Genomic DNA, 26,501 nt, shown 5'->3' with positions numbered 1-26,501 from the left:
GTTGCGGTGACACATGCCCAGTGTCCCAGAGCGCGGTTTTGCTCACGGTGAGCGCAAATATCGGCCGGTTAGGGTGCACGCAGGTTCCCGTGGCACAATGGCCGCGTGATTGCAGCCCACAGCCTCCCTCGCCGGGTCTCGCTGGTGGCGCGTCTTCATGTCGACTTCAAGCGCGTTTGTACCTGTTGCTGTCTTCGCTGACGCCAGACCTGACCCAGCCCCGATAAACCCTGCTGGCCGCCGGATCTGCGCCGCCGGACAGCCCTCCGGTACGAAGCGCGATCTGAACGCCGGTTCCGACCAGGAGCCCGCCTCATGACCACAGCACAGAACAAGCCCGCCAAGCCCGCCAAGCGTCCCCGCGGTGAAGGCCAGTGGGCGCTCGGCTACCGCGAACCGCTCAATCCCAACGAGCAGTCCAAGAAGGACGACAACCCGCTCAACGTGCGGGAGCGCATCGAGAACATCTACGCCAAGAACGGCTTCGACAGCATCGACAAGGGCGATCTGCGCGGCCGGTTCCGCTGGTGGGGGCTCTACACGCAGCGCAAGCCGGGCTATGACGGCACCTGGACCGGTGACGACAACACCGACATGCTCGAAGACGAGTACTTCATGCTGCGGGTCCGCAGCGACGGCGGTGCGCTGACAGCCGCCGCGCTGCGCACGTTGGGCCAGATCTCGACCGAGTTCGCCCGCGACACCGCCGACATCTCCGACCGGCAGAACGTCCAGTACCACTGGATCGACGTCAAGGACATGCCCGAGATCTGGCGTCGCCTCGACGAGGTCGGTCTGCAGACCACCGAGGCGTGCGGCGACTGCCCCCGCGTGGTGCTCGGCTCTCCGCTGGCCGGTGAATCGCTCGACGAGGTGATCGACGGCACGCCCGCGGTCAACGAGATCGTCAAGCGTTACATCGGCAAGAAGGAGTACTCCAACCTGCCGCGCAAGTTCAAGACCGCGATCTCGGGGCTGCAGGACGTCGTGCACGAGGTCAACGACGTCGCGTTCATCGGCGTGAACCACCCCGAGCACGGCCCCGGCTTTGACCTGTGGGTCGGCGGCGGGCTGTCGACCAACCCGATGCTGGGCCAGCGGGTCGGCGCCTGGGTGCCGCTCGACGAGGTGCCCGACGTGTGGGAGGGCGTGGTCAGCGTCTTCCGCGACTACGGCTACCGGCGGCTGCGCTCCAAGGCCCGGCTGAAGTTCCTGATCAAGGACTGGGGCGTTCAGAAGTTCCGCGAAGTTCTGGAGACCGAGTACCTGAAGCGCCCGCTCATCGACGGTCCGGCGCCGGAGCCGGTGACCCGCCCCATCGACCACGTCGGCGTGCAGAAGCTCAAGAACGGCCTCAACGCCGTCGGCGTCTCGCCGATCGCCGGCCGCGTGTCGGGCACGATCCTGACCAAGGTCGCCGATCTGGCCGAGGCCGCGGGCAGCGACCGGATCCGGTTCACCCCGTATCAGAAGCTGATCATCCTCGACGTCCCCGACGAGAAGCTCGACGAGCTGCGCGCCGGCCTGGATGCGCTGGGGCTTCCGTCTAGCCCGTCACACTGGCGGCGCAATCTGATGGCGTGCACCGGCATCGAGTTCTGCAAGCTGAGCTTCGCCGAGACCCGCAGCCGCTCCCAGGTGCTGGTGCCCGAGCTGGAGAAGCGACTCGAAGACATCAACGCCCAGCTCGACGTGCCGGTCACGATCAACATCAACGGCTGCCCGAACTCGTGCGCCCGGATCCAGGTCGCCGACATCGGCTTCAAGGGCCAGATGGTGGACGACGGCAACGGGCCCGAAGAGGGATTCCAGGTGCATCTTGGCGGCAGCCTGGGCCTGGACAGCGGTTTCGGGCGCAAACTGCGTCAGCACAAGGTGGTTGCCACCGAGCTCGGTGACTACATCGAACGGGTTGTCCGCAACTTCGTGAAACAACGAGAGCAGGGCGAGCGTTTCGCTACGTGGGCGCTGCGCGCCGACGAGGCGGACCTTCGATGAGCGCTCGCGCGAAGAGCGGAAGCTGAGGTGACGGAATGACTGAGACGATGAGCGAGACCGATCTGCAGGCGCTCGCCGAACGCGGCGCGGCCGAACTCGGGCCGAACGCCTCGGCAGACGAACTGCTGGCCTGGACCGACCGGCACTTCGGCGGCAACTACATCGTGGCGTCGAACATGCAGGACGCGGTGCTGGTGGATCTGGCCGCGAAGGTGCGCCCGGGCGTGGACGTGTTGTTCCTCGACACCGGCTACCACTTCGTCGAGACGATCGGCACCCGCGACGCGGTCGAGGCGGTCTACGACGTCAACGTCGTCAACGTGCGCCCCGAGCGCACCGTCGCCGAACAGGACGCGCTGCTGGGCAAGAACCTGTTCGAACGCAACGCCAACGAATGCTGCCGGCTGCGCAAGGTGGAGCCGCTGACGAAGGCGCTGCAGGGCTATTCGGCCTGGGTGACGGGCATCCGCCGGGTCGAGGCGCCGACGCGCGCCAATGCGCCGCTGATCAGCTGGGACAAGGCTTTCGGGCTGGTGAAGATCAACCCGCTGGCGGCGTGGACCGACGAGGACATGCAGAACTACATCGATGCCAACGGCATCCTGGTCAATCCCCTTGTCGACGAGGGTTATCCGTCGATCGGGTGCGCGCCGTGCACCAACAAGCCGGTCGAGGGTGCCGATCCGCGCAGCGGCCGCTGGGCGGGTCAGTCCAAGACGGAATGCGGGCTGCACGCCTCGTGACGGGATCACTTCCCACCCACCCCCCGCTGGTTCTTACCGCACACGGCAGCGCCGACCCGCGGTCGGCCGCGACCGCACGCGCGATCGTCGAATGCATCCGCCGGCTGCGGCCCGGCCTCGACGCGCGAATCGCGTTCTGCGAGCAGAACTCCCCGAATCTGCGCGATGTGCTGGCCACCCTGGGGCACGAGCGTGGCGTCGTGGTCCCGCTGCTGTTGGCCGACGCCTATCACGCCCGGGTCGACATCCCGGCGATGATCGCCGAGTCCGGCGCCGATGTCCGCACCGCGGCCGTGCTCGGTGAGGACGACCGGCTGATCCACGTGCTGCGGCAGCGGCTGGAACACGCCGGGGTGTCCCGGCTGGACCCGAGCGTCGGGGTGCTGGTGACAGCGGTCGGATCGTCCCGGCCGCAGGCGAACGCCCGCACCGCGACCGTCGCGCGCGAACTCACCCTGACCACCCGGTGGGCGGCGACGACCGCGTTCGCCACCGGCCCGCAGCCCTCGTTGGCCGACGCCGCCGCCGAACTGCGCGCTCGCGGGGCCACCCGCCTCGTCATCGCGCCGTGGTTCCTCGCGCACGGCCGGATCACCGACCGTGTCGCGGAATTCGCCGGTACACAAGGCATCCCGATGTCCGCGCCGCTCGGCGCGCACCGCCAGGTGGCCGAGACGGTGCTGGATCGCTACGACGCGGCGCTGGCGCTGCGCGCGGCGGCCTGACTCGTCGCAGCCGCCGGCGACACGGAATCGGTATATTGAGGGACGCAACCCTCACGCGAGCAAGGACTTGATGCAACCTCATAGACCCAAGGCGGTCGCATGCTGACCGCCGTTCTCGGGATTCTCGTCGGCTTTGTCGTCGTACTGCTCATCACCGCCCTGACCGGCTATTTCGTCGCGCAGGAATTCGCGTACATGGCGGTGGACCGGTCCCGTCTGAAGGCACGCGCCGAAAGCGGTGACGCGGCTGCCGGACGCGCCCTGACCGTCACCCGGCGAACCTCCTTCATGCTCTCGGGCGCCCAGCTCGGCATCACCGTCACCGGACTGTTGGTCGGCTACGTCGCCGAACCGCTGATCGGCCGCGGTTTCGAAACCGTGCTCGGCGGGACGGGCATCCCGACCGCCGTCGCCGTGGGCATCGGCGGGCTCGTCGCCATCGGGGTGTCGACCGTGGTGCAGATGCTGTTCGGCGAGCTCTTTCCGAAGAACCTCGCCATCGCGCGTCCCGAACCGCTGGCCCGCCGGCTCGCGATGTCCACCACCGTCTACCTCAAGCTGTTCGGCTGGCTCATCTGGTTGTTCGATCAGTCGTCGAATCTGCTGCTGCGCGCGCTACGCATCGAGCCGGTGCACGACGTCGAGCACTCGGCCACCCCGCGCGACCTCGAGCACATCGTCGCGGCATCGCGCGCGACAGGCGAGATTCCGCGCGAACTGTCCGCGCTGCTCGACAGGATTCTCGACTTCCCCACCAGCACCGCCGAACACGCGATGATCCCGCGTTCCCGGGTGGACGCGATCCCGGCCGACGAGCCGCTGGACGCCGTCCTGCGCCGCATGGCCACCGGCCACACCCGCTACCCGGTGACGGGGTCGGATTCGGACGACGTGGTCGGCATCATCCACCTGCACGACCTGCTCGGCGAGGTGCGGCCCACCGACCGCGCCGGGGAGCGCTGCCGGCCCGCGGTGGTCGTGCCCGAGACGTTGCCGCTACCGAACGTGATGCGGGAGCTGGAACGCGGTGACGACGAGATGGCGATCGTCATCGACGAATACGGAGGTTTCGCAGGCATCGTGACTCTCGAGGATCTCGCCGAAGAGCTCGTCGGCGAGATCGACGACGAACACGACGCCGACACCGAAGCCGACGCCGTCGCCGAAGCCGACGGCTGGTTGCTCGCCGGCGACCTTCCGCTCGACGAGGCGGAGCGCATCCTCGACCTGACACTGCCGCCCGGTGACTACGAGACCGTCGCCGGGATGGTGATCGCCCACGCCGTCGGGCTGCCCGCCGTGGGCGACCAGATCGTCGTGGACCTACCGGGCGATCCTGCCGACCTGATCCACGACGGCACACCGCCGACGAGGAGACTGTCTGTCGAGGTTCGGTCGATCGAACGCCGGGTCCCCGCAACGGTCTTCGTCACCGCACGCACAGACAGCGAGGCCGGCGATGAGTAGTCCTTGGGTCATCGCCGCGATCACCGCAGCGCTGATCGGGTTGAGCGCGTTCTTCGTCGCGGTGGAGTTCGCGTTGATCGCCGCACGGCGCAACCGGCTCGAGGATGCGGCCGCGACGAGCGCGGCCGCCCGGGCGGCACTGCGCAGTGCCGGCGAGCTGTCACTACTGCTCGCGGGGGCCCAGCTCGGTATCACCGTGTGCACCCTGCTACTCGGTGCCATCACCAAACCCGCTGTGCACCACGCCATCACACCCCTGATCAGCGACCTCGGCGCTCCGGCATGGCTGGCCGACACCGGCGGCTTCGTCCTCGCTCTGCTGATCGTGACGTTCCTGCACCTGGTGATCGGCGAGATGGCGCCGAAGTCGTGGGCGATCGCCCACCCGGAACGGTCGGCCACCCTGCTGGCATTGCCGATGCGGGGCTTCATGTTCGTGACCCGTCCGCTGCTGCGCGCGCTCAACCACGGGGCCAACTGGTGTCTGCGCCGAGTCGGTGTGACACCGGTCGACGAACTCGCCGACAGCCAGGACCCCGAGGCGCTACGGCAACTGGTCGAACATTCGGCGGCAACCGGCACCCTGGACGCGCAGTATCACGCGAACCTGGCCAGCGCGCTGAATCTCGAAGCGCTGACCGTCGGCGAGGTGGTCCGGCACGACGCCGAGCCCAGCGACGTCCCCGCTGATGCCACAGCGGACCAGATCCGCGAAACATCCCGGAACACCGGACATCTGCGGTTGCTCGTCCACGACGGCGGAGCCATCGTCGGCGTGGTTCACGTGCGGGACAGTCTCGTCGGCGTCGGAACGGCGAGACAGCTGATGCGTCCCGTGCTGACCATGCCGGAAAGCCTGCCGGTCTACGAGGCGCTGCGGACGATGCGGGAGACGCGGAACCATCTGGTGGTCGTCGAGGGTCCATCCGGACGCGGACTGCTCACGCTGACCGACCTGCTGCACCGCCTGTTGCCGACCGCGGCCTGACCAGGGCACGGCCCGACTAGGAGATGACAACGGCTCCGTCGACCGGCAGCTCCGGCACCCGGGTCGCGCGCACGTAGACAGTGTCACCTTCCTTGAGGCCGAGCGCCTCGGCGTCACCGCGCGTGATCTGCGCGGTGAACGGTGTATGCGTCGCGGCGTTGATCAGTTCGACCCGCACCTCGAACCCGAGCATCACGACGCGGTCGATCACCGCGCGGGTCACCCCGGTGGCCTGGATGGAGTCGTCGGTGGTCGCGATCGCCATGTCGGGATTGCGGCCGACGCGAATGTCGTGCGGCCGCACCAGAACTCCGTTCAGCGACGACACGGCACCGAGAAACGACATCACGAACGCGTTCGCCGGGGCGTCGTACACCTCACTGGGCGAGCCGACCTGCTCGATACGGCCCTTGTTCAGCACCGCGATCCGGTCGGAGATGTCGAGCGCCTCGGACTGATCATGGGTCACCAGCACCGTGGTGACGTGCACCTCGTCGTGCAGGCGGCGCAGCCAGGCCCGCAGGTCCTCGCGGACTTTCGCGTCGAGCGCGCCGAACGGCTCGTCGAGCAGCAGCACCTCGGGGTCGACGGCCAGCGCACGCGCGAGCGCCATGCGCTGCCGCTGGCCGCCGGAGAGCTGGTTCGGGTAGCGGTTCTGAAAGCCGGACAGCCCAACGACTTCCAGCAGATTGTCGACCTTGTCCTTGATCTCGGTCTTCGGCTTCTTGCGGATCTTGAGCCCGAACGCGACGTTGTCGCGCACCGTCAGGTGCTTGAACGCCGCGTAGTGCTGGAACACGAACCCGATCCCCCGCCGCTGCGGCGGGACGTTCGTCACGTCGCGGCCGTTGATCACGATGGTGCCGGAGTCGGGATCGTCGAGGCCCGCGATCGCGCGCAGCAGCGTCGACTTGCCCGAACCGCTCGGGCCCAGCAGCGACGTCAGTGAGCCCTTCGGCACGGTGAAGTCGACGTCGTCCAGCGCCGCGAAGTCACCGAAGCGCTTATTGGCGCCGCGCACGACGATCGCATCAGTCATTGCGTGCTTGTCCCCTCGTTCTGATGGTCGACCAGCGTAGTTGGTGATCAGACCGAGACCCCGACGCGCTGCGCGATCGGTGGGACCCGGGTCGCCCGCACGTACACCGTGTCGCCCGCCTTGAGCCCGAGCGCCTCGCTGTCACCGCGGGTGATCTGGGCGGTGAACGGCGCCCCTGTGCCGGGATCGGTCAGCTCGACGCGCACCTCGAAGCCCAGCTTCACCACCCGGTCGATCGTCGCCTCGACCACCGCGGTGCCGACCCCGGACCCGTCGGCGGCCAGCGTCATCTCAGGGGTGCGGCCGACCCGGATGTCGTGCGGGCGCACCAGCGCGCCGTCGAGCGCGGATACCGCGCCGAGGAAGCCGAGCACGAACTCGGTCTCCGGCTGGTCGTACACCTGGGTCGGGGATCCGACCTGCTCGATGCGGCCTTTGTTGAGCACCGCGATCCGGTCGGACACGTCGAGCGCCTCGGCCTGGTCATGGGTCACCAGCACGGTCGTGACGTGCACCTCGTGATGCAGGCGCCGCAGCCACAGCCGCAGGTCCTCGCGCACCTTGGCGTCGAGCGCGCCGAACGGCTCGTCGAGCAGCAGCACCTCGGGGTCGATCGCCAACGCGCGCGCCAGCGCCATGCGCTGGCGCTGACCGCCCGACAGCTGCGACGGGTAACGGTCCCTGAACCCGCCGAGGCCGACGATCTCGAGGAGATCGTCGACCTTGGTCTTGATCTCGGTCTTGGACTTCTTGCGGATCTTGAGCCCGAACGCGACGTTGTCGCGCACCGTCAGGTGCTTGAACGCCGCGTAGTGCTGGAACACGAACCCGATCCCGCGCCGCTGCGGCGGCTCGTGGGTCACGTCGCGACCGTTGATCACGATGGTGCCGGAGTCGGGCTGATCGAGGCCGGCGATCGCGCGCAGCAGCGTCGACTTGCCCGAACCGCTCGGGCCGAGCAACGAGGTCAGTGAGCCCTTCGGGACCACGAAGTCGACGTTGTCGAGTGCGGCGAACTCCCCGTAGCGCTTGTTCGCGCCTTTGACCTCGATCGCGATGTCATTGGTGGCAGACATGAGTCTCTCTCCTGCTCAGTCTTCGGCTCTGGCGCGTTTACGTTGGGCGTCGAACACGATCTGCGCGATGAGCACAGTCACCGCGACCGCCATCAGCACCGTCGAGATGGTGTAGGCGCCGTAGTCGTCGCCGCGGGTGTAGCGGTCGTGCACCAGCAGGGTCAGCGTCTGCGACTGGCCGGGCAGGTTCGACGAGACCACCAGCACGGCGCCGAACTCGCCGAGGGTGCGGGCCACGGTCAGCACGACACCGTAGGTCAGCCCCCACCGGATGGACGGCAACGTCACGCGCCAGAACGTCTGCCACGCGTTGGCCCCGAGCGTCGCCGACGCCTCCTCCTGGTCGGTGCCGAGTTCGTGCAGCACCGGTTCGACCTCGCGGATCACGAACGGCAGCGTCACGAAGATGCTCGCCAGCACGATGCCGGGGAACCCGAAGATGATCTTGACGCCGAAGTCGTTCTGGACGAACCCGAACAGCCCCGCGGTCCCCCACAGCGCGATCAGCGCGACGCCGATCACCACGGGCGACACCGCGAACGGCAGGTCGATCGCGGCCTGCAGCAGGTTCTTGCCGCGGAACTTGCGGCGCGCCAGCACCAGCGCCGTCGACACGCCGAACACCACGTTGAGCGGCACCACGATGGCCACCACCAGCAGCGACAACGACAGCGCGGACTGCGCGGCCGGCGTGGTGATGGAGGCCCAGAACGCGCCCAAACCGGGCGCGAACGTCTGCCACAGGATCGCGCCGAGCGGCACGATCAGCAGCGCGGTGACGTAGAACAGCGCGATGACGCGCAGGATCAGCTTCGTCGGCAGCGACAGGGTCATCGCGCCGCCTCGTCCCGCTTGGCGGCCTTGGCGCCGAGGTACCGCAACACGAACAGCACCGCGAACGAGATCGCCAGCAGCACGATCGAGATCGCGGCGGCGCCGGCCGGGTCGTCGTTCTCGATGAGCGTGCGGATCCACTGCGACGACACCTCGGTCTTGCCGGGGATCGCGCCGCCGATCAGCACGATCGACCCGAACTCACCGATCGCCCGGGAGAACGCCAGACCGGCGCCGGACAGCAGCGCCGGGGCCAGCGCGGGCAGGATCACCGAGAAGAAGATGGTGGCGTTGTTGGCGCCCAGTGACGCGGCGGCCTCCTCGACCTCTCGGTCGAGTTCCAGCAGCACTGGCTGCACCGCGCGGACCACGAACGGCAGCGTCACGAACGCCAGCGCCAGCCCGACACCCCACGCGGTGTGCTGGATGTGGATCCCGACCGGGCTGCGCGGGCCGTACAGCGCGAGCAGCACCAGGCTGGCCACGATGGTGGGCAGCGCGAACGGCAGGTCGATGAGCGCGTCGACGATCCGCTTTCCCCAGAAGTCGTCGCGCACCAGCACCCACGCGATGAGCAGCCCGAACACCACGTTCACCACGGTCACGGCGATCGAGATGGTCAGCGTGACCTTGAAGGACGCGATCGCCGACGGTGAGGTCACCGTCGTGACGAAGGAGTCCCACCCGCCCTTGGCGGCGATCCACATGATCGCGGCCAGCGGCAGCAGCACGATGATGGACAGCCACACCACCGCGACGCCCACCTGCAGGGAGGCGCCGCCGGGCCGGCGGAATCCCGGGCCGCCGCCCGGAGCCGGTGTCGGCTCCGGGCGGCGCGCGTCAGGATTCGGGTCGACGACAGAAGAGGTCATCCAGTGGCCTGCTTGTAGATCTTGGTGATGGTGCCGTTGTCCTTGTCGAACAGCTGGGTGTCGACGTTCTGCCAGCCGCCGAGGTCAGCGATCGTCCACAGCTTCTCCGGGGCGGGGAACTTGTCGGCGTACTCGGCCAGCACGGCCGGGTCGACCGGGCGGAAGTTGGCTTCGGCCCACAGCTTCTGGCCCTCGGGGGTGAACTGGAAGTCGACGAACGCCTGCGCCTTGTCGCGGTGCGCGCTGGTGTTGACCACCGCGGTGGGGTTCTCGATCTTGAACGTCTGGGGCGGGTTCACATGCTCCAGGTTGAAGTTCAGCGCCTCGTTCTCGTAGGCCAGCAGTACGTCGCCGCTGCCCTGGCGGAACACGTCGGTGGCCTCCCGGCCCGAGCCGGGACGCAGCTTCACGTGCTCGGTGACGAGCTTGTTGACGAACTCGATGCCCGCCTCGGGGTCCTGGCCGCCGTTGCTCGCGTAGGCGTAGGGCGCGAGCAGGTTCCACTTGGCGGCGCCGGAGCTCAGCGGGCTCGGGGTGATCACCTCGATGCCGGGCTGCAGCAGGTCGTCCCAGGTGCGGATGTTCTTCGGGTTGCCGGGGCGGACCGCGAAGCTCACGACCGAGCCGAACGCGATGCCCTTGTTCGGGCCGGCGTCCCAGTTCTCGTCGACCTTGCCCGCCTTGACCAGGCGGGTGATGTCGGGCTCGACGGAGAAGTTCACGATGTCGGCCGGCTTGCCGGACTCGACGCTGCGGGACTGGTCGCCGGAGGCGCCGTAGGACGCCGTGACCTCGATACCCTTGCCCTCCTCGGTCGCGGCGAACGCCGGCGCCACCTTCGACCAGCCCGGCTCCGGCACCGCGAACGCGACCAGCGTCAGCGTCGTCTCGGCGTTACCGCTTCCGCCTTCCCCACCTGCCACGTCGCTCGCGCCGCCGCCGCAGGCGGCCAGCACCGTCGCGGTGGTGGCGAGCGCGGCCGCAGTGCGCCAGCGCCTCGTGGATTTCAGCAGGTTTCGCATGGGTGACCTTTCCGGGTTATCGGGATTCGAGCGGGACCCGTTTGCGGAAAGGCAGGCTCAGTACTGAGGGCAGATACGCCCCAGCCGTCGCCGACCCCGAGCCACGAACGGGCAGGGTGTCAGCGACAACAACAGACATCAGCAACGGCAGAGAAACCCACGGCAATGAGGGCCACGATGTGACCGCTCTTGTTGCCGGACGCCGGTTGCATGGCGCGAAGAATAACAGAAGCTGTGAACTGTCATCTCGTCAGCAGCCACATCACGATGACCAGGACGATCAGCGCGACCAGCGCCAGCGTCACCCGCGAGCGCGGCATCCCCGTCATCGATCGCCCCTTTCGGTATCTCTCACGCCATCTCTCACGGCGCCGTCGTGGCTGCGCCGGGCCCGGCGCAGAACCCGGAGCCCTTTGATGCCGGTGCCCAGCAGCGCGTCGAGGACGACCGCGGTGACATAGGCCAGGGTCAGCACCACCGGCATCACCACCACCGTCTGCGCGACGAACGGCAGACCGGACAGCCACAGCTCCACTCCGTCCCACCAGTTGAGGAAGCCGTCCACCCGGCCAGACTATGCGCCCGCACGCCGGCCGGGACACGGGGTTTGTTCCGGTAGACGCCGGGGCGCCGGACAGTCGATGATGTGCGAATGGTTTTGCCGCAGTCCGATGCGTCCGAGGCCCTGTCGTCCAACGGTGAGTCGTCGGCCCTGACACTCCCGTCGCCGACGATGAACTACAGCCACGGCCCGCTGCGGAATCCGTTCCCGCCGATCGCCGACTACGCGTTCCTATCGGACTGCGAGACGCAATGCCTGATCTCGTCGGCCGGCTCGGTCGAGTGGTTGTGCGTGCCGCGGCCGGATTCCCCGAGCGTGTTCGGCGCGATCCTGGACCGCGGCGCGGGCCACTTCCGGCTCGGCCCCTACGGGGTGTCCGTTCCGGCCGCGCGGCGCTACCTGCCCGGCAGCCTGATCCTGGAGACGACGTGGCAGACCCACACCGGCTGGCTCATCGTGCGCGACGCGCTGGTGATGGGGCCCTGGCACGACCTGGAGACCCGGTCGCGCACCCATCGCCGGACCCCGATGGACTGGGACGCCGAGCACATCCTGCTGCGCACCGTGCGGTGCGTCAGCGGCACCGTCGAGGTCGTGATGAGCTGCGAGCCGTCGTTCGACTACCACCGCACCAGCGCGCACTGGGAGTACTCGGCGCATGCCTACGGCGAGGCGATCGCGCGGGCCACCAAGAACCCCGATTCGCACCCGACGCTGCGGCTCACCACCAACCTCCGCATCGGTCTGGAGGGCCGGGAGGCCAGGGCGCGGACGCGCCTCAAAGAGGGCGACAACGTCTTCGTCGCGCTGAGCTGGTCCAAGCATCCGGCGCCGCAGAATTTCGAAGAGGCCTCCGACAAGATGTGGAAGACCAGCGAATGCTGGCGGCAGTGGATCAACGTCGGCGACTTCCCCGACCATCCGTGGCGGGCGTACCTGCAGCGCAGCGCGCTGACACTGAAGGGGCTGACCTACTCCCCGACCGGCGCGCTGCTGGCCGCGCCGACCACATCGCTGCCGGAAACACCTCACGGCGAACGCAATTGGGACTACCGGTACGCGTGGGTCCGTGACTCCACGTTCGCGCTGTGGGGGCTCTACACACTGGGGCTGGACCGCGAGGCCGACGACTTCTTCGCGTTCATCGCCGACGTGTCGGGCGCGAACAACGGTGAGCGGCACCCGCTGCAGGTGATGTACGGCGTCGGCGGTGAGCGCAGCCTGGTCGAGGAGGAACTCAACCACCTGTCGGGCTACGACAACGCCCGGCCGGTGCGGATCGGCAACGGCGCCTACAACCAGATGCAGCACGACATTTGGGGCACCATGCTCGATTCGGTCTATCTGCACACCAAATCCCGTGAGCAGATCCCCGAGACGCTGTGGCCGGTCCTGCGCGAGCAGGTCGAGGAAGCGATCAAACACTGGCGCGAACCCGACCGCGGGATCTGGGAGGTCCGCGGCGAACCGCAGCACTTCACGTCCAGCAAGATCATGTGCTGGGTGGCCCTCGACCGCGGCGCCAAGCTCGCCGACCTGGAGGGCGAGAAGTCCTACGCCCAGCAGTGGCGCGAGATCGCCGAGGAGATCAAGGCCGACATCCTCGAACACGGCGTCGACGAGCGCGGGGTGCTGACCCAGCGCTACGGCGATCCGGCGCTCGACGCGTCACTGCTGCTGGCGGTGCTGACCCGGTTCCTGCCCCCCGACGATCCGAGGATCCGGGCGACGGTACTCGCGATCGCCGAGGAGCTCACCGAGGAGGGTCTGGTGCTGCGCTACCGGACCGAGGAGACCGACGACGGGCTCTCCGGCGAGGAGGGCACCTTCACGATCTGCTCGTTCTGGCTGGTGTCGGCGCTCGTCGAGATCGGCGAGATCGACCGCGCGAGGCATCTGTGCGAACGGCTGCTGTCGTTCGCGAGCCCGCTGCACCTCTACGCCGAGGAGATCGAGCCGCGCACCGGCAGGCACCTGGGCAACTTCCCGCAGGCGTTCACCCATCTGGCACTGATCAACGCCGTGGTCCACGTGATCCGCGCCGAGGAGGAGGCCGACAGCTCCGGGGTGTTCCAGCCCGCCAACGCCCCGGTGTGACGGCCGCGCGGGGGATTTGCGTCTGCCCGCGCGGAATGCTCGCCGAGGCCCCCGCCGCGGCGGAGCATCGGTGACATGAGTCTCACCGGAGCAGACGAGACATCTCGTCAAGTCATCGACAACGCCGTGGGCATCCTCATCGGGCTGCGCGGATGCTCACGCACCCAGGCGTTCGAGGAGCTGGTGCGTGTCGTCCACCAGACCGGCCTCGGCCTCGGTGCGATCGCGTCCGGGCTGGTCGCGGTCGCCAGTGGCGCCGCGTCCGCCGATCACGCGGAGGCGTTCAACGCCTGGGATGCGCTGATCAGAGGCCGCAGGGCGCACTCATTCTCCTCCGGCTGACGATCGGCAACTTTGAACCTCGCTGACCAGAACTCTGTGCACCGCAGCGTTTCTCGGTCTGAATGTCTAGGCCCGTTGCGGCACAGGCTCTCGACAGCGAGGAAGGTATGTCCATCTACACCGAAGACCTGACGAAGGTCTACGGAAGCACCCGCGCGCTCGACGGCGTGTCCATCTCTGTCGAGCAGGGCGCGATCCTCGGGGTCGTCGGCAGCAGCGGGTCGGGCAAGAGCACGCTGGTCCGCAACATCGCGCTGCTGGAACGGCCGACGCGGGGCCGGGTGGTCCTCGACGGGCAGGACCTGACGGCGCTCCCGGAGCGGGAACTGCGGATCGCGCGCCGCCGCCTCGGCAACGTCTTCCAGTCGGCGAACCTGCTCGACAACCGCACCGCGCGGGCGAACATCGAGTTCCCGCTGGAGATCGCGGGCTGGGATCGCACGGAGCGCTGGCACCGCGCCCAGCAACTGCTGGAGCTGGTCGGCTTGGGTACCCGCGGCGAGAGCTATCCGGCCCAGCTGTCCGGCGGCCAGCGGCAACGGATCGGGATCGCGCGGGCACTCGCGGCGCGGCCGAGCGTGATCCTCGCCGACGAACCCACCAGTGCACTGGATCCGGCGACCACCCAGGAGATCCTGGGCCTGCTCACCGACCTGCGCGACGAACTCGACGTGACCATCCTGCTCATCACCCACGATCTGTCGATCGTGCGCCAGATCGCCGACCGCGTCGCGGTTCTCGACGAGGGCCGGGTGGTCGTACAGGGTCCGCTCGCCGACGTCGCCGCCGATCCCGGCTCCGGGCTGCTGCCGCCGCTGAGCGCTCCCCCGCCTCCCGCCGACGGCGAACTGATCGTCAACGTGGTCGCCGGCGCCGACGCGTCGGCGTCGTTCATCAGCACGCTGGCCCGCGAGCTCGACACCGACGTGCGGATCATCGACGGCGAGGTACTCCGCCTCGGTGAGCAGACGGTGTCGCAGTTCCAGCTGGCGCTGTCGGCATCCGGCCGATCCACCGCCCCCGACCGGGTCGCGGAGTACGCGCGATGGTTCCGGCAACACCGGCTCGGCTTCACCGTCGCCGGGGTGCGCGTATGAGCGCCTTCACCGATTGGATCGACGACTCGATCCTGCTCAAGACCGACGCCGTCCCGGTCGCGCTGAACGAGACGCTACAACTCGTGTTCGTCCCGTTCGTCTTCGTGGTGCTGTTCGGGATACCGCTGGGCGTCCTGCTCTACGCGACCTCACCGGGCGGGTTGTCCCCGGTGCGCTGGCTCAACCGCACCCTGGGCGCGCTCGTCAACGTGACACGCTCTCTGCCCTTCCTGGTGCTGGTCATCGCGTTGTGGCCCCTGGGCCGGTTGCTGGTCGGATCCAGCCTCGGCACCGTCGCGGCGATGGTGCCGCTGACCATCGGCACCATCCCGTTCTTCGCGCGGCTGGTCGAGGCGTCCCTGCGCGAGGTGGATGCGGGCAAGATCGACGCGGCACGCGTCGTCGGCGCCACCCGATGGCAGATCATCACGAAAACTCTTCTGCCCGAATCGATCAGCGGCATCATCGCCGCACTGACCATCACGATCATCGCGCTGCTGGGGTTCTCGGCGCTGGCCGGCGTCATCGGTGGCGGCGGACTCGGGGACCTCGCGATCCGCTACGGTGCGCGGTCCTATGACGGGCCGGTGCTGTGGTCGACCGTGCTGCTGCTGATCCTTCTCGCCCAGTTCTTCCAAGTGGTTGGCGACTTCTTCGCCCGCCGCACCGACCATCGGTCACGCACCGACGAAACACCCGCTGTCGCAGCATGACAGGAAAGGACACACTTTGATGACCACGACTCCCCCGGCCGGACCACCCACCCGACGGACCCCGCTGTATCTGGCGTTGGCCGCCATCGCCGCGGTGGTGGTCGCGGTGGCCGGCTTCCTGTGGCTCGGCGGCGAGGACAAGAAGGACCGCATCACCGTGGCGGCGACCCAGGTGCCGCATGCGGAGATCCTCGAGTTCATCAAGAACGGCCCCGCCAAGGAGGCCGGCCTCGATTTCGACGTCCGCGTCTTCGACGACTACTCCCTCGGCAACCGGTGGCTGGCCGAAAACGACATCGACGCCAACTACTTTCAGCACAAGCCGTACTTCGATGAGCAAGTCGCCGATTTCGGCTACCGGCTGCACGCGTTCCCCGGCGTCCACATCGAGCCGTATGCGGCGTTCTCCGACAAGTTCACCTCCGTTGAGCAGTTGCCCGACGGAGCGCGGATCAGCATCACCGACGACGGCAGCAACCAGGCCAGGGCGCTGGCGCTGCTGCAGACCAAGGGCCTGGTGACGCTACCGGCCGACGGACCGGTCAACGTCAAGACCGTCGGCAACCCGAAGAACCTCCGATTCATCGAGGCCGCACCGGATCTGCAGGCCAAGGCCGTACCCGACGTCGACCTGGCGATCCTCAACGGCAACTACTTCCTCGACGCCGGGTACACCCTCGCAGACGCGCTGATCGTGGAATCCACCGACGACAACCCGTACGCCAACTTCCTGGCCAGCCGCGAGGACAACCAGGGCGACCCGAGCATCGTGAAGCTCGACGAGCTGTTGCACAGCCCGCAGACCAAGGAATTCATCGAGCAGCGCTGGCCCGGTGGCGACGTCTACCCCGCGTTCTGAGGACACCGCGATGAGCATCCACCTGCACTGGTACCTGCCCACCAATGGCGACAGCCGCGAGATCGTCGGCTCGGGCGACGATTCCCACCTCGGGCCCTCGGCAGGCGGGATCCGGCCGCCGACGATCGCCTACCTCGGCGAGATCGCCCGCACCGCCGAACTTCTCGGGTTCGAAGCGGTGCTGACCCCGACCGGGACGTGGTGCGAGGACGCGTGGATCACCACCGCGGCGCTGAGCCAGGTCACGACGCGGCTGAAGTTCCTGGTGGCGTTCCGGCCCGGGTTCATCTCGCCCACCCTGGCCGCGCATCAGGCGGCCACGTTCCAGCGGGTGTCCGGCGGGCGGCTGCTGCTCAACATCGTCACCGGCGGCGACCCGGTCGAGCAGGCACGCTTCGGCGACCACCTCGACCACGACGAACGCTACCGGCGCACAGGCGAATTCCTGTCGGTGCTGCGCGGGGTCAGCTCCGCGCCTCGCGGCACGACGTTCGACTTCGCCGGCGACCACTACCGCATCGACGGCGCCCGCATCGACTTCGGCGACTGGGATCCGCCCCAGATCTTCTTCGGCGGCGCCTCCGAAGCCGCGGAGGAGGTCGCCGCCGAACACGTCGACACCTACCTGGCGTGGGGTGAGACGCCGGCGCAGATCTCGCAACGGTTGGACCGGTTGCGGATCCGGGCCGCCGCGCACGGCAGGACACTGCAGTTCGGCATCCGGTTGCACGTGATCAGCCGCGACACCTCCGCCGATGCGTGGGCGCACGCCGAACGGCTGCTGTCCTCGATCAGCGACGACCGGATCCGGGCGGCGCAGGAGGTTTTCGCGCGTTCGGAGTCGGTCGGCCAGCGCCGGATGACGGCGTTGCACGATGGCCGGACATCCGATCTGGAGATCTCGCCGAACCTGTGGGCGGGATACGGCCTGGTGCGCGGCGGGGCGGGCACCGCGCTGGTGGGCAGCCACACCGAGGTCGCCGACCGCATCGCGGAGTACCACGCGCTCGGCATCGACCACTTCATCCTGTCCGGCCAGCCGCACATCGAGGAGGCCTTCTGGTTCGCCGAGGGCGCCGGAGCGGTGCTGCGGGCGCGTGGGCTGGTGTGACGCACCGGATCCGCCCTCTCGAGACCGACGACGAGCTGCTCGCGGCGTCGAACGTGTTCCGCGCGGCGATGGTTGGCTTCGCGCCGCTGACCGGACTGGAACCGGGACAGATCGCCAAGCTCTCCGAGCCGGGACGCACACTGGGTGCGTTCGACGGGGCCGAGCTGGTGGGCACCACAGAAGCGGTCGGCAGCAGCCTCACCCTGCCCGGTGGCCGGTGCGTTCCGCACGCGGCGGTCACCCACGTCGGCGTGCTGCCGTCGCACACGCGACGCGGTATCGCCACCGCTCTGCTCGCGAGCCAGCTGCACGACATCAGGACCCGCGGTGAAATGGTCGCCACGCTGCGGGCGTCGGAAGCGACCATCTACGAGCGTTTCGGATACGGCGTGGCCAGCACGTCGAGTACCGTAGAGCTCGACAGGAGGCGCGCCGTATTGCGTGCCGGCGTCGAGGGCGGCGGGCAGGTGCGGCTCGTCGACCCCAGCCACGCGTGGGATGTGTTGCCGCGCATCTACTCCGAGAACCACCCGGCCCGCCCCGGCAGCATCGCCCGGCCCTCGGTGTGGTGGCAGCTCCAACGGCTGCGCGCAGCGGGGACCACCGGGGCGCGCTACGTGGCGTTGCACGGCGATCCCGGCGCCGAGACGGGTTTCGTCCGGTATCACCCGGTGGACACAGACAGGTGGTTCGTCAGCGAGCAACGCACCGTCGTGGTCGACGACTTCTTCGCCCCGACCACCGAGGCCTACCTCGGGTTGGTCCGGTTCCTGCTCGACCTCGACCTGGCCGACCGGCTGGTGTTCACGATGTTGCCCCTCGACGATCCGCTGCCCTGGCTGCTCACCGATCCGCGCGCCGCACGGGTGACCGCCACCCGCGACGAGACGTGGCTACGTGTGGTCGACGTCGCCGCGGCGCTCGCCGCGCGCACTTATTCCGGCACCGGGGCGATCACGCTGCATATCAGCGATCCACTGCTTCAGGACAACTCGGGTACCTTCGAGATCTCGGCGGGCGGCGTGCAGCCGAGCACAGCCGCCGCGCGGCTGCGCACCGGGCCGGTCGGGCTGGCGGCCGCGCTGCTCGGCGCGACGCCGTGGCGCACGCTCGCGCTCACGGGTCTGGCCGAGGCCACCGATCCGGAGGTGATTGCGCTGGCGGACAGCTTGTTCCGCACCGACCAGGCAGCGCACACCGGAATCTACTTCTAGCGCACCGTTAAGCTGGCCATAACTTCCGGTTGATCGTAATTCGTGTCATACCACCGCTGTTCGCGGACAGTGTCGAACATGACATGGGCGAACGATGGCGCTGTTTGACGTCTCCGACCTCGCCGTCACCCTCCACACAGGAAATCGCGCCACCGGACGGCGGGCGGTGCGCGCTGTCGAATCATTCAGCTTCTCGGTCGACGCGGGCCAGACCCTGGCAATCGTCGGCGAATCAGGTTCCGGGAAAAGCATTTCCCTGCTCGCCGCGACCCGCCTGCTCGGAACGAACGCCGACGTCACCGGTACGGTGCACTTCGCAGGCAGCGACCTGCTGACGCTGCCGGCCCGGAAACTGCGCCGGGTCCTCGGCAAGGACATCGGGTTCGTCTTCCAGGATCCCCAGAGCAACCTGCACCCGTTCAAATCCATCGGCACCCAGATCGACGAGGTGCTTCGCATCCACGGCGGTGGCACCCGGCGCTCCCGTCGCGCGCGGACCATCACACTGCTCGACGAAGTGGGCATCGTCAGGCCCGAAAAGGCTTACGACAGCTACCCTGCCGAGTTCTCCGGCGGTATGCGGCAGCGCGCGATGATCGCGATCGCCATCGCGAACAACCCGGCGCTGATCATCGCCGACGAACCCACCACCGCTCTCGACGTCAGCGTGCAGGCCGGAATCCTGCGGTTGCTCACGCGGTTGCAGGCCGACCATCGCACCGCCATCGTCTTCGTCAGCCACGACCTCGGCGTCGTCCACGAGATCGCCGACACCGTCGTGGTGGTCAAGGACGGCCGTGTCGTCGAATCCGGTTCCCGCGACCAGATCTACCACGCCCCGGAGCAGCCCTACACCCGGGAGCTGCTGGACGCGTCACGGGTACACAGCATCGACGTGGCACCGTCGACCGGCAGACCCCCGGCGGCCAGAGATGCCGCCCCGCTGCTGGAGGTACACGGCCTGCGGAAGTCGTATCGGGAGCGCGGCCGGCAAGGTCGGCGCCGGACCGTCGTCGAGAACCTCGACTTCACATTGCACACCGGCGAAATCGTGGGTCTGGTGGGCGAATCAGGGTCGGGGAAATCCACCGTGGGACGCATCATCGCCGGACTGCAGTACGCCGACGCGGGCGAGATCACGCTGGCGGGAACGAGGTACCCCACGTCGGTGTCCGACGGGATTCCGCGGCTGCCCGCCGAAATCCGGCGAACGGTGCAGCTCGTCTTCCAGGATCCGTATTCCAGCCTCAATCCGCGCCGTACTGTCGCGGAGTCGCTGGCCGCTCCCCTGCTGGCCCAACGCGAGCCGCGTGAGCTGATCTCCGCGCAGGTCGAGCGCGCCGCTGACGCCGCCCGGCTGCCCCGAGCGTTGATGCAACGGCACCCGGCGGAGCTGTCCGGCGGTCAGCGCCAGCGGGTGGCGATCGCGCGCGCGCTGGTACTCTCCCCGCGGCTGATTGTGGCCGACGAAGCGTTGTCGTCTCTCGATGTGACCACGCAGAGCCAGATCCTGGCCCTGATCCGTCAGCTCGTCGAGGAACAGCACACCGCGTTCCTGTTCATCACCCACGATCTGGGCGTCGTATCGTCGATCGCCCCACGCGTGATCGTGCTCGGCCCCGACGGCGTCGAGGAGATCGGCGACACCGCAGCGGTCTTCGCCGCCCCGCAGTCGTCCTACACCCGGGCCCTCATCGACGCGGTGCCCCGACTGGAGACGCGGGTGTCGTGAGCGGGCTGCTGATTCCGTCGTCGGTGAACGGCGGGCTTTCCGCTGTTCCCGCACGCACCCCGCTGCGGTCGTTGTCCGCCGACCCCGGATTGGTGTTCGGCGCGGTCCTCGTCGGCGTGGTCCTCCTCGCCGCACTGAGCGCGCCGCTGATCGCGGCACTGACCGGCCATGGTCCCACCGACCAGTTCCCCGACGACACGCTCGACGACGCGGGCCTGCCCATCACCGGTGGGAACGGCTTCCTGCTCGGTGCTGACGGCAGCGGGCGCGATGTGTTCATCCGAACCCTGTACGGAGCCCGGATCTCCCTGGGTATCGGCATCCCCGCCACCACTATCGCGATGCTGCTCGGCGTCGCTGTGGGACTGGCCGGCGGCTACTTCGGGGGCCGGATCGACGCGGCGCTCTCGGAGCTGACGAACATCGCGCTGGCGTTCCCGTTCCTCGTCACCGCGCTGAGCGTGGTGACGCTCAACCGTGGCACCGCCGGCACCACCCTCGTCGATCCGATCATCGTGGTGATCGGCATCATCGCGTTGTTTTCATGGACCTATTTCGCCCGCCTCGTCCGGAACTCGGTCATCGAGATCAAGGCAAAACCGTTCGTGCTCGCAGCGATCGGCGCCGGAAGCTCGCATACCCGGGTGATCGTCACCGAGATCCTGCCGAACATCGCTCCGACCGTGATCATCTACTGGGCGGTGCAGTTGCCCACCAACATCGTCGCCGAGGCATCGCTGTCGTACCTGGGCGTCGGGATCAAGGCGCCGACTCCGAGTTGGGGCACGATGATCGCCAACGCACAAGACTCCGCGCTGTATCAGGTGCAGCCGTTGATGCTGATCGCGCCCGCTGTCGGCCTTTTCGTCACGGTGCTGGGATGCAACGTGTTGAGCACGCGGCTGCGCAGCCGCTTCGATCCCAGTTCGGCCCGGTGAACGATGGCGCCCTTCCTGCTCGCCCGGGCCGCCCGGATGGTGATCACCGTCTTCGCCGTCGTGCTGATCACGTTCGGCCTCACCAAGCTCGCCTACCAGAATCCGGGCCGGATGCTGGCCCCGGAGAACGCCTCCCAGCAGACGGTCGACGCCATCACCAAGAGTCTGCGGCTCGATGACCCGTGGTATGTCCAGCTGTGGCACTACGTCGTGCGCGGACCGGAAATCAAGGGCACACCGACGGGACTGCTCAATTGGCCGCCCAGCCTTGGCTATTCGTACCGGGAACAGCGGCCGGTCACCGGATTGATCCTGGAGAAGTTCCCGGTGACGGTCAGCCTCGCCGTCGGCGCGCTGGTGCTGTGGATCGCGTTGTCGGTGCTGCTCGGTGTGTACGCGGCACGGAGACCGGGCGGCTTCTTCGACACCGTGACGTCGGGGATCTCCTACGTTTTCCTTTCGGTACCGACGTTCGTCACCGGGGTGCTGTTGCTGTTCGGGCTGTACTACCAGCTCTCACTCGCAGGGTTCAAGTTCTTCCCGAGCGGCGGGTATGTGCCGTTGACGACCTCACCGGCGCAGTGGGCGCTGCACCTGTTGCTGCCGTGGGCCACCCTGGTGATCGCGCAGGTCGGGTTGTTCCAACGGGTCGTACGCGCCTCGGTACTCGAGGTCGCGAACAAGGACTTCATCCGCACCGCACGGGCCAAGGGCCTACCGCCGCGCAGCGTGTACTTCGATCACGCACTGTCGGCGGCGCTGAACCCGATCCTGACCCTGGGGGCCATCGAGTTCGCCGCGATCCTCGGCGGCGCCATCATCACCGAGCAGATCTTCGGCCTCGACGGCATCGGCCGGCTCGCCGTGAGCGCCGCCAACAGCGGTGACGCGCCGGTGGTGATCGGCTGCACACTTCTGGGCGCCGTCATCTTCGTTGTCGCGACGTTCGTCATCGACGTGATCACCCACGCCCGCAGCGGCAAATAGACCGCGCACCGCAACACACAAGGAGAAATAACGATGAGATCGGTAGTACGCGCTGTCGCTGCGATGGCGGGGGCGGTGATGTTGGTGTCCGGGTGCGGCGCCAGCGATGAGCAGGCCGCCCCCGGTGACCCGTCGCAGCTCTACGGCGGCACCCTCAAGGTGGCTTCGGTCGGCGACATTGATGCACTGGACCCGTTGATCGCCTATTCCGCGGAATCGTGGCAGGTGATCAGGGCGACGACGCGGCAGCTCGTCACCTACGCCGGGAACCAGGAGAGCATCGGGGCCGACACCGAAGTCGTGCCAGACCTGGCCGAGAGCTGGGAGGTCAGCCCGGACAAGCTGACCTACACCTTCCATCTGCGCGACGACATCAACTTCTCGGGTGCCTCGACGCGCCCGATCACCGCGCACGATTTCGTCTACGCCGTCAAGCGTTTCCCCGATCCCAATGCCCAGGTCAGTGCGATCACCTACTACAACGCGCTGTTCGCCGGGTTCGAGGAGTACGCCGCCGAATTCGCCAAGGTGCCCACGGGCGATCTGGCCGCGGTGCAGGAGTTCATCGACACCCACGAGATCAGCGGGCTGAAGGCGCTGGACGACAGGACCTTACAGCTGACTCTGACCCAGCCGGCGAGCGACATCCTCGACATCCTGACGCTGAACTTCGTGTCGCCGCTGCCCGAAGAGGTGGTGTCGAAGTACTTCGCCGACAGCCTGGAGTTCCGGAAGAACTACGTCTCCAGCGGCCCGTACTTCATCGAGTCCTACGAGCCCGACCGTCAGCTGACCCTGACGAAGGTGCCCGAGTACAACAGCGACGGAGACCCGCGAAAAGCGTACGCGGACAAGATCGTCTTCGATACGACAGTCGCCTCAGCCGACGCGGCCTCCCAGCAGTTGCAGACCGGTACCGCCGACATCGGACTCTACATCCGGTCCTATCCGGCCAACGTGATCGCCCAGTACAAAAAGACCGACCCGGACCACCTGCACAAGTCGGCAAGCGGTTCGGCGATCTTCATCAGCTGGAACAATCCGGCCGAACCGGCGACACCTGCTCAGGGTGCACTCAAGGATCTCCGGGTCCGGCAGGCCTTCAACTACTCGTTGAATCGGGCCGACATCGTCCGCGGGCTCGGCGGACCGGATTCCGCGATCGTCAGCAACGAGATCCTGACCTCGACGATCACGGGATACAACGAGGAGAACCCCTACCCGACACCGGAAGACAAGGGCGATCCAGAGAAGGCGAAGGCGCTGCTGACGGAAGCCGGTCAGCAGGACCTGACCGTCAACGTCGCGTACCGCAACACCCCGGAATTCGAGAAGATCGCCACCTCGGTGCAGGCGGCAGCCGAACGCAGCGGAATCACGGTGCGGCTGACCCCGATACCGGGCGAGAGCTGGGGTGCGTTCAGCGCATTCCTCGCCGACAAGTCCAAGCTCGACCAGTGGGACCTCGCCATCACCAACTGGACCCCGGACTGGCAAGGCAACAGCGCCAGGATGACTCTGGGCGGCTGGCTGGATTCGGAATTCGCTCCGGGCGGCACCTGGAACGGTGTCACCTACGACAACCCCGAACTCAATGCTGCGGTGCGTCGTGCGTTCGCCGCCGAGGATTCGACCGAGGACTGGAAGCAGGCCAACAGGATCGCCACCGAGGATCTTGCGTGGTTCCCGTTGATCGAGCGAGTGAAGTCGGTGCCCACCTCGGACCGGGTGACGAATTGGACGTGGCAGTCACTGGGCAACGGCGGCGACATCACCAACATCGCCGTGACGGGATAACGAAAAAGGCGCGTGGTGCCGGCCCCCCGGTCGGCACCACGCGCTTTGTTCAGATCTCAGTCGCCCTGGCCGCCGCGTCCGCGGGCCGCCAGATCGGGCACCGGATCCTTGGCGTTGATCAGCCAGTCACCGAGGATGCGGGCCTTGTACACCCGCGGATTGTGGGATGCAAGGGTGCGCGCATTGCGCCAATGACGATCGAGTGCGAAGCCTTCCGAAACGCCCGAGGCGCCGAGTGCGTCGAAGATGTTCGTCGTGGTGCGCAGCGCGGAACCGATGATCACCAACTGCGCCTGGGTCACCGCGACCTCTGCGTCGATGAGCCGCTGCCGCGCCCTGGCGTCGTCGCCGGAGATCCGTCCCGCGACGATGCCGTCGAGGCTGCGCGCGCTGAGCCCGAGCGCTGCCCCGGCCGCGAACACGTCGGCCGACACCTCCCCGATCACCTGCAGCAGCTGGGCGTCGTCGGTGGGCTTCTCGGCCAGCCCCTGCGGATAATTGCGTTTGCGGTCCGCCAGCGCCGCCGAACCGTCCCGCAACGCGGCACGGGTGATGCCGGTCAGCACCGACAGCATCGCGATCTGGTAGAAGTGCGGCTGGTAGGTGAAGCGTTCCGCGGCGGGGAACACGTTGCCGCGCTCGGCGCGGACGCCGTCGTAGCGAGCCGAGCCACTCGCGGTGGTTCGCTGCCCGAATCCCTGCCAGTCGTCGACCAGCGTGACCCCGGGGTCGGTGCGGCGCACCAACGCGGCGACCAGTTCTCCGTCGCTGTCACGGCCGATGACGTCGAGCCAGTCGGCGTAGAGGCTGCCGGTGGCATAGTATTTCGACCCCGTCACAACCCAATGGTCGTCGCGGGCGGTCACCGTGGTCGTCATGTTGGCGAGGGTGACGTTGTTGGCCTCGGTCCAGCCGCCGCCGACAAACTCGCCGTCCAGAAAGCGGGCGATCCACGCATCGTTGGTGTCCGACACCGGGGCGTTGAGCCGATCCTCGACGAACGCCAGATGGTTGCGCCAGATGTGGGCCACGTTGGAGTCCGCCGCACCGAGGTCGGCCAGCAGCAGGAAGGTCTGCTCCAGCGATGCGCCGAGGCCGCCGCGCTCCACCGGGATTCGCAGCTTCCCGAAGTCGGCGTCGTTGAGCAGCCGGACCTGTTCGTGCGGAAGCACCCGGCGGCGTTCGCGTTCGACGTTGCCTTCGGCGACCTTGTCGAACACCGGCTGGAAGCGGTCCTGCAGATCGGTGAGATCCGCGGTGGGCGCCGTCAGGTAGGTCGTGTTGATCGTCACTGGGGATAACCTTCGATTCGGTAGGCGGACTGGAACTCGACGGCGACGTATCCCAGCCGCGCGTAGAGGAGGTGGGCGTTGCTGCGGTTGTGGATGTCGGTACCGAGAGAGGCGACGGTCAGCCCCCGCGACAACGCGGCGAGCCAGATCTTGCGCAGCAGCAGCTCGGCGATGCCGCTGCGGCGCTGGTCTGCGCGCACCCCGATGTAGTCGGTGTGCGCGCTGCGTTCCTCCGAGGTCCCGGTGCCGGCGGTGTAGACCGATCCCAGCACGTAACCGACGACGTCGCCGCGGTCGTCGAGCGCCGCGATGCTGAAATCCGGTGCGAACAACCGGCTGTGGATATGGTGCTGCCACGCCTCCGGCGTCTTGGACATGTTCCCGAAATGCTCGAGGAACGTGTCGTACTGCAGCCGGCGAACCTGTTCACCGAGCCCGCGGCTGATCACTTCGGGCCAGCGCACCACCGTGATGCCGTCGCGGGAGGCCGCGGCGAGCGCCGCGGGGTCCTCGTCGCCGAGCGGTTTGCGGGTCCGGATGAACTGGCCTTCCCTGACGGCTCCGCGGCGGGTGAGCGCGTCGATCACCGGCGTCTGGGCATCGCCGATGAAAGTGCGCAGGAAAGAGCCCGGGATGGCCGCGCTCTCCGTACGGAACCTCGCCACCAGGTCTTCGACGACGCCGTCGGCGAGGTTTGGCGGAGCGTCCGGGTCGAGCACCACATCGGCGACGATCTCCGGCTGCAGTCCGTGCGGCTGGTGCAGCGCCGCGTAGCCGCGGATGCGTCCCGTCCCGTCGCGGACCACGGTCACCGCATCGGGGTATGCCCCCGAGAGTTGTTCTGCGACATCGCGGGAGTCGGCGGCGAACTTGCGGCCGGCCAGTCCGTCGGTGGTGGCGAGGAAGTCTGCGATCAACGGATGGTCGTGGGAGGTCGCGGGCGTCAACTGCCAGGTGTCGACGCGCCTGCGATGGTCGGTCAGGCTCATGAAATGT

General features: G+C 67.9%; 25 protein-coding genes. 16 read left to right on the top strand and 9 right to left on the bottom strand.

From position 1 onward, the window contains the following. Nucleotides 1-315 precede the first annotated feature (315 nt). From BST38_RS19910 to BST38_RS19890, 5 genes are all read left to right on the top strand, one after another. On the top strand, nucleotides 316-1,998 hold the full coding sequence (locus BST38_RS19910) for a nitrite/sulfite reductase (protein WP_083145200.1): 1,683 nt from the start codon (nucleotides 316-318) through the stop codon (nucleotides 1,996-1,998). 35 nt (nucleotides 1,999-2,033) lie between these two features. Next, complete coding sequence (locus BST38_RS19905) at nucleotides 2,034-2,741, top strand: phosphoadenylyl-sulfate reductase (RefSeq protein WP_083145199.1); 708 nt, start codon at nucleotides 2,034-2,036, stop codon at nucleotides 2,739-2,741. Further along, nucleotides 2,720-3,466, top strand: coding sequence for a sirohydrochlorin chelatase (locus BST38_RS19900; RefSeq protein ID WP_083145198.1), 747 nt, complete (start codon nucleotides 2,720-2,722; stop codon nucleotides 3,464-3,466). The genes BST38_RS19905 and BST38_RS19900 overlap by 22 nt, the downstream gene beginning before the upstream one ends. Before the next feature lie 99 nt (nucleotides 3,467-3,565). Then, nucleotides 3,566-4,933, top strand: coding sequence for a hemolysin family protein (locus tag BST38_RS19895; RefSeq protein WP_083145197.1), 1,368 nt, complete (start codon nucleotides 3,566-3,568; stop codon nucleotides 4,931-4,933). Further along, nucleotides 4,926-5,921 carry a hemolysin family protein gene (locus BST38_RS19890; protein ID WP_083145196.1) on the top strand — a complete coding sequence of 332 codons (996 nt, stop codon included), beginning with the start codon at nucleotides 4,926-4,928 and terminating at the stop codon, nucleotides 5,919-5,921. Before BST38_RS19895 ends, BST38_RS19890 begins: the two co-directional genes overlap by 8 nt. A 16-nt stretch (nucleotides 5,922-5,937) precedes the next feature. On the opposite strand, the gene BST38_RS19885 is transcribed toward BST38_RS19890, so the two are convergent. The 7 genes from BST38_RS19885 to BST38_RS19860 form a co-directional block, all read right to left on the bottom strand. After that, nucleotides 5,938-6,960 carry a sulfate/molybdate ABC transporter ATP-binding protein gene (locus tag BST38_RS19885; protein ID WP_083145195.1) on the bottom strand — a complete coding sequence of 341 codons (1,023 nt, stop codon included), beginning with the start codon at nucleotides 6,958-6,960 and terminating at the stop codon, nucleotides 5,938-5,940. A 47-nt stretch (nucleotides 6,961-7,007) separates the two neighbouring features. Continuing rightward, a complete protein-coding gene (locus BST38_RS19880) occupies nucleotides 7,008-8,036 on the bottom strand; it encodes a sulfate/molybdate ABC transporter ATP-binding protein (RefSeq protein ID WP_083145194.1) in 1,029 nt (342 codons plus the stop codon). Between the two features lie 15 nt (nucleotides 8,037-8,051). Continuing rightward, complete coding sequence (gene cysW, locus BST38_RS19875) at nucleotides 8,052-8,870, bottom strand: sulfate ABC transporter permease subunit CysW (protein ID WP_083145193.1); 819 nt, start codon at nucleotides 8,868-8,870, stop codon at nucleotides 8,052-8,054. Further along, on the bottom strand, nucleotides 8,867-9,742 hold the full coding sequence (gene cysT, locus BST38_RS19870; RefSeq protein ID WP_083145192.1) for a sulfate ABC transporter permease subunit CysT: 876 nt from the start codon (nucleotides 9,740-9,742) through the stop codon (nucleotides 8,867-8,869). Before cysT ends, cysW begins: the two co-directional genes overlap by 4 nt. Beyond that, a complete protein-coding gene (locus tag BST38_RS19865) occupies nucleotides 9,739-10,764 on the bottom strand; it encodes a sulfate ABC transporter substrate-binding protein (protein WP_083145191.1) in 1,026 nt (341 codons plus the stop codon). Before BST38_RS19865 ends, cysT begins: the two co-directional genes overlap by 4 nt. Before the next feature lie 119 nt (nucleotides 10,765-10,883). Next, nucleotides 10,884-10,976 carry an Ms4533A family Cys-rich leader peptide gene (locus BST38_RS29865; protein ID WP_353961528.1) on the bottom strand — a complete coding sequence of 31 codons (93 nt, stop codon included), beginning with the start codon at nucleotides 10,974-10,976 and terminating at the stop codon, nucleotides 10,884-10,886. A 113-nt stretch (nucleotides 10,977-11,089) separates the two neighbouring features. Next, on the bottom strand, nucleotides 11,090-11,329 hold the full coding sequence (locus BST38_RS19860) for a hypothetical protein (RefSeq protein WP_083145190.1): 240 nt from the start codon (nucleotides 11,327-11,329) through the stop codon (nucleotides 11,090-11,092). Nucleotides 11,330-11,416: 87 nt separating this feature from the next. Between BST38_RS19860 and BST38_RS19855 the strand changes: the two genes are divergently transcribed. The 11 genes from BST38_RS19855 (at nucleotide 11,417) to BST38_RS19805 (ending at nucleotide 24,213) form a co-directional block, all read left to right on the top strand. After that, on the top strand, nucleotides 11,417-13,423 hold the full coding sequence (locus BST38_RS19855; protein ID WP_083145189.1) for a glycoside hydrolase family 15 protein: 2,007 nt from the start codon (nucleotides 11,417-11,419) through the stop codon (nucleotides 13,421-13,423). A 75-nt stretch (nucleotides 13,424-13,498) separates the two neighbouring features. Beyond that, nucleotides 13,499-13,765 carry an ANTAR domain-containing protein gene (locus BST38_RS19850; protein WP_083145188.1) on the top strand — a complete coding sequence of 89 codons (267 nt, stop codon included), beginning with the start codon at nucleotides 13,499-13,501 and terminating at the stop codon, nucleotides 13,763-13,765. 107 nt (nucleotides 13,766-13,872) lie between these two features. Then, the gene (locus BST38_RS19845) at nucleotides 13,873-14,862 is read left to right on the top strand and encodes a methionine ABC transporter ATP-binding protein (RefSeq protein ID WP_083145187.1); all 990 of its coding nucleotides are present in this window, start codon (nucleotides 13,873-13,875) and stop codon (nucleotides 14,860-14,862) included. Next, complete coding sequence (locus tag BST38_RS19840) at nucleotides 14,859-15,575, top strand: methionine ABC transporter permease (protein ID WP_083145186.1); 717 nt, start codon at nucleotides 14,859-14,861, stop codon at nucleotides 15,573-15,575. The genes BST38_RS19845 and BST38_RS19840 overlap by 4 nt, the downstream gene beginning before the upstream one ends. A gap of 19 nt (nucleotides 15,576-15,594) precedes the next feature. Next, entirely contained in the window at nucleotides 15,595-16,434 is an 840-nt protein-coding gene (locus BST38_RS19835) for a MetQ/NlpA family ABC transporter substrate-binding protein (RefSeq protein ID WP_083145185.1), read from the top strand. A 10-nt stretch (nucleotides 16,435-16,444) separates the two neighbouring features. Continuing rightward, entirely contained in the window at nucleotides 16,445-17,545 is a 1,101-nt protein-coding gene (locus BST38_RS19830) for an LLM class flavin-dependent oxidoreductase (protein ID WP_083145184.1), read from the top strand. Continuing rightward, complete coding sequence (locus tag BST38_RS19825; RefSeq protein WP_083145183.1) at nucleotides 17,542-18,759, top strand: GNAT family N-acetyltransferase; 1,218 nt, start codon at nucleotides 17,542-17,544, stop codon at nucleotides 18,757-18,759. The genes BST38_RS19830 and BST38_RS19825 overlap by 4 nt, the downstream gene beginning before the upstream one ends. A 94-nt stretch (nucleotides 18,760-18,853) precedes the next feature. Then, nucleotides 18,854-20,491, top strand: a complete 1,638-nt coding sequence (locus BST38_RS19820; protein ID WP_083145182.1) for a dipeptide ABC transporter ATP-binding protein — start codon at nucleotides 18,854-18,856, stop codon at nucleotides 20,489-20,491. Next, nucleotides 20,488-21,429, top strand: a complete 942-nt coding sequence (locus tag BST38_RS19815; protein ID WP_237160854.1) for an ABC transporter permease — start codon at nucleotides 20,488-20,490, stop codon at nucleotides 21,427-21,429. Before BST38_RS19820 ends, BST38_RS19815 begins: the two co-directional genes overlap by 4 nt. 3 nt (nucleotides 21,430-21,432) lie before the next feature. After that, nucleotides 21,433-22,416, top strand: coding sequence for an ABC transporter permease (locus tag BST38_RS19810; protein WP_083145181.1), 984 nt, complete (start codon nucleotides 21,433-21,435; stop codon nucleotides 22,414-22,416). 33 nt (nucleotides 22,417-22,449) lie between these two features. After that, complete coding sequence (locus BST38_RS19805; protein ID WP_083145180.1) at nucleotides 22,450-24,213, top strand: ABC transporter substrate-binding protein; 1,764 nt, start codon at nucleotides 22,450-22,452, stop codon at nucleotides 24,211-24,213. Nucleotides 24,214-24,269: 56 nt separating this feature from the next. Here the strand turns inward: BST38_RS19805 and BST38_RS19800 are convergent, their stop codons facing one another. Continuing rightward, the gene (locus BST38_RS19800) at nucleotides 24,270-25,505 is read right to left on the bottom strand and encodes an acyl-CoA dehydrogenase family protein (RefSeq protein WP_083145179.1); all 1,236 of its coding nucleotides are present in this window, start codon (nucleotides 25,503-25,505) and stop codon (nucleotides 24,270-24,272) included. Further along, entirely contained in the window at nucleotides 25,502-26,494 is a 993-nt protein-coding gene (locus tag BST38_RS19795) for a GNAT family N-acetyltransferase (RefSeq protein WP_083145178.1), read from the bottom strand. Before BST38_RS19795 ends, BST38_RS19800 begins: the two co-directional genes overlap by 4 nt. Nucleotides 26,495-26,501: the final 7 nt, after the last annotated feature.

The organism is Mycolicibacterium parafortuitum (assembly GCF_002086815.1).
GTDB lineage: Bacteria > Actinomycetota > Actinomycetes > Mycobacteriales > Mycobacteriaceae > Mycobacterium > Mycobacterium parafortuitum.
The sequence above is the reverse complement of the archived record's forward strand: the minus strand, read 5'-3'. Positions and strand labels throughout refer to the sequence as shown.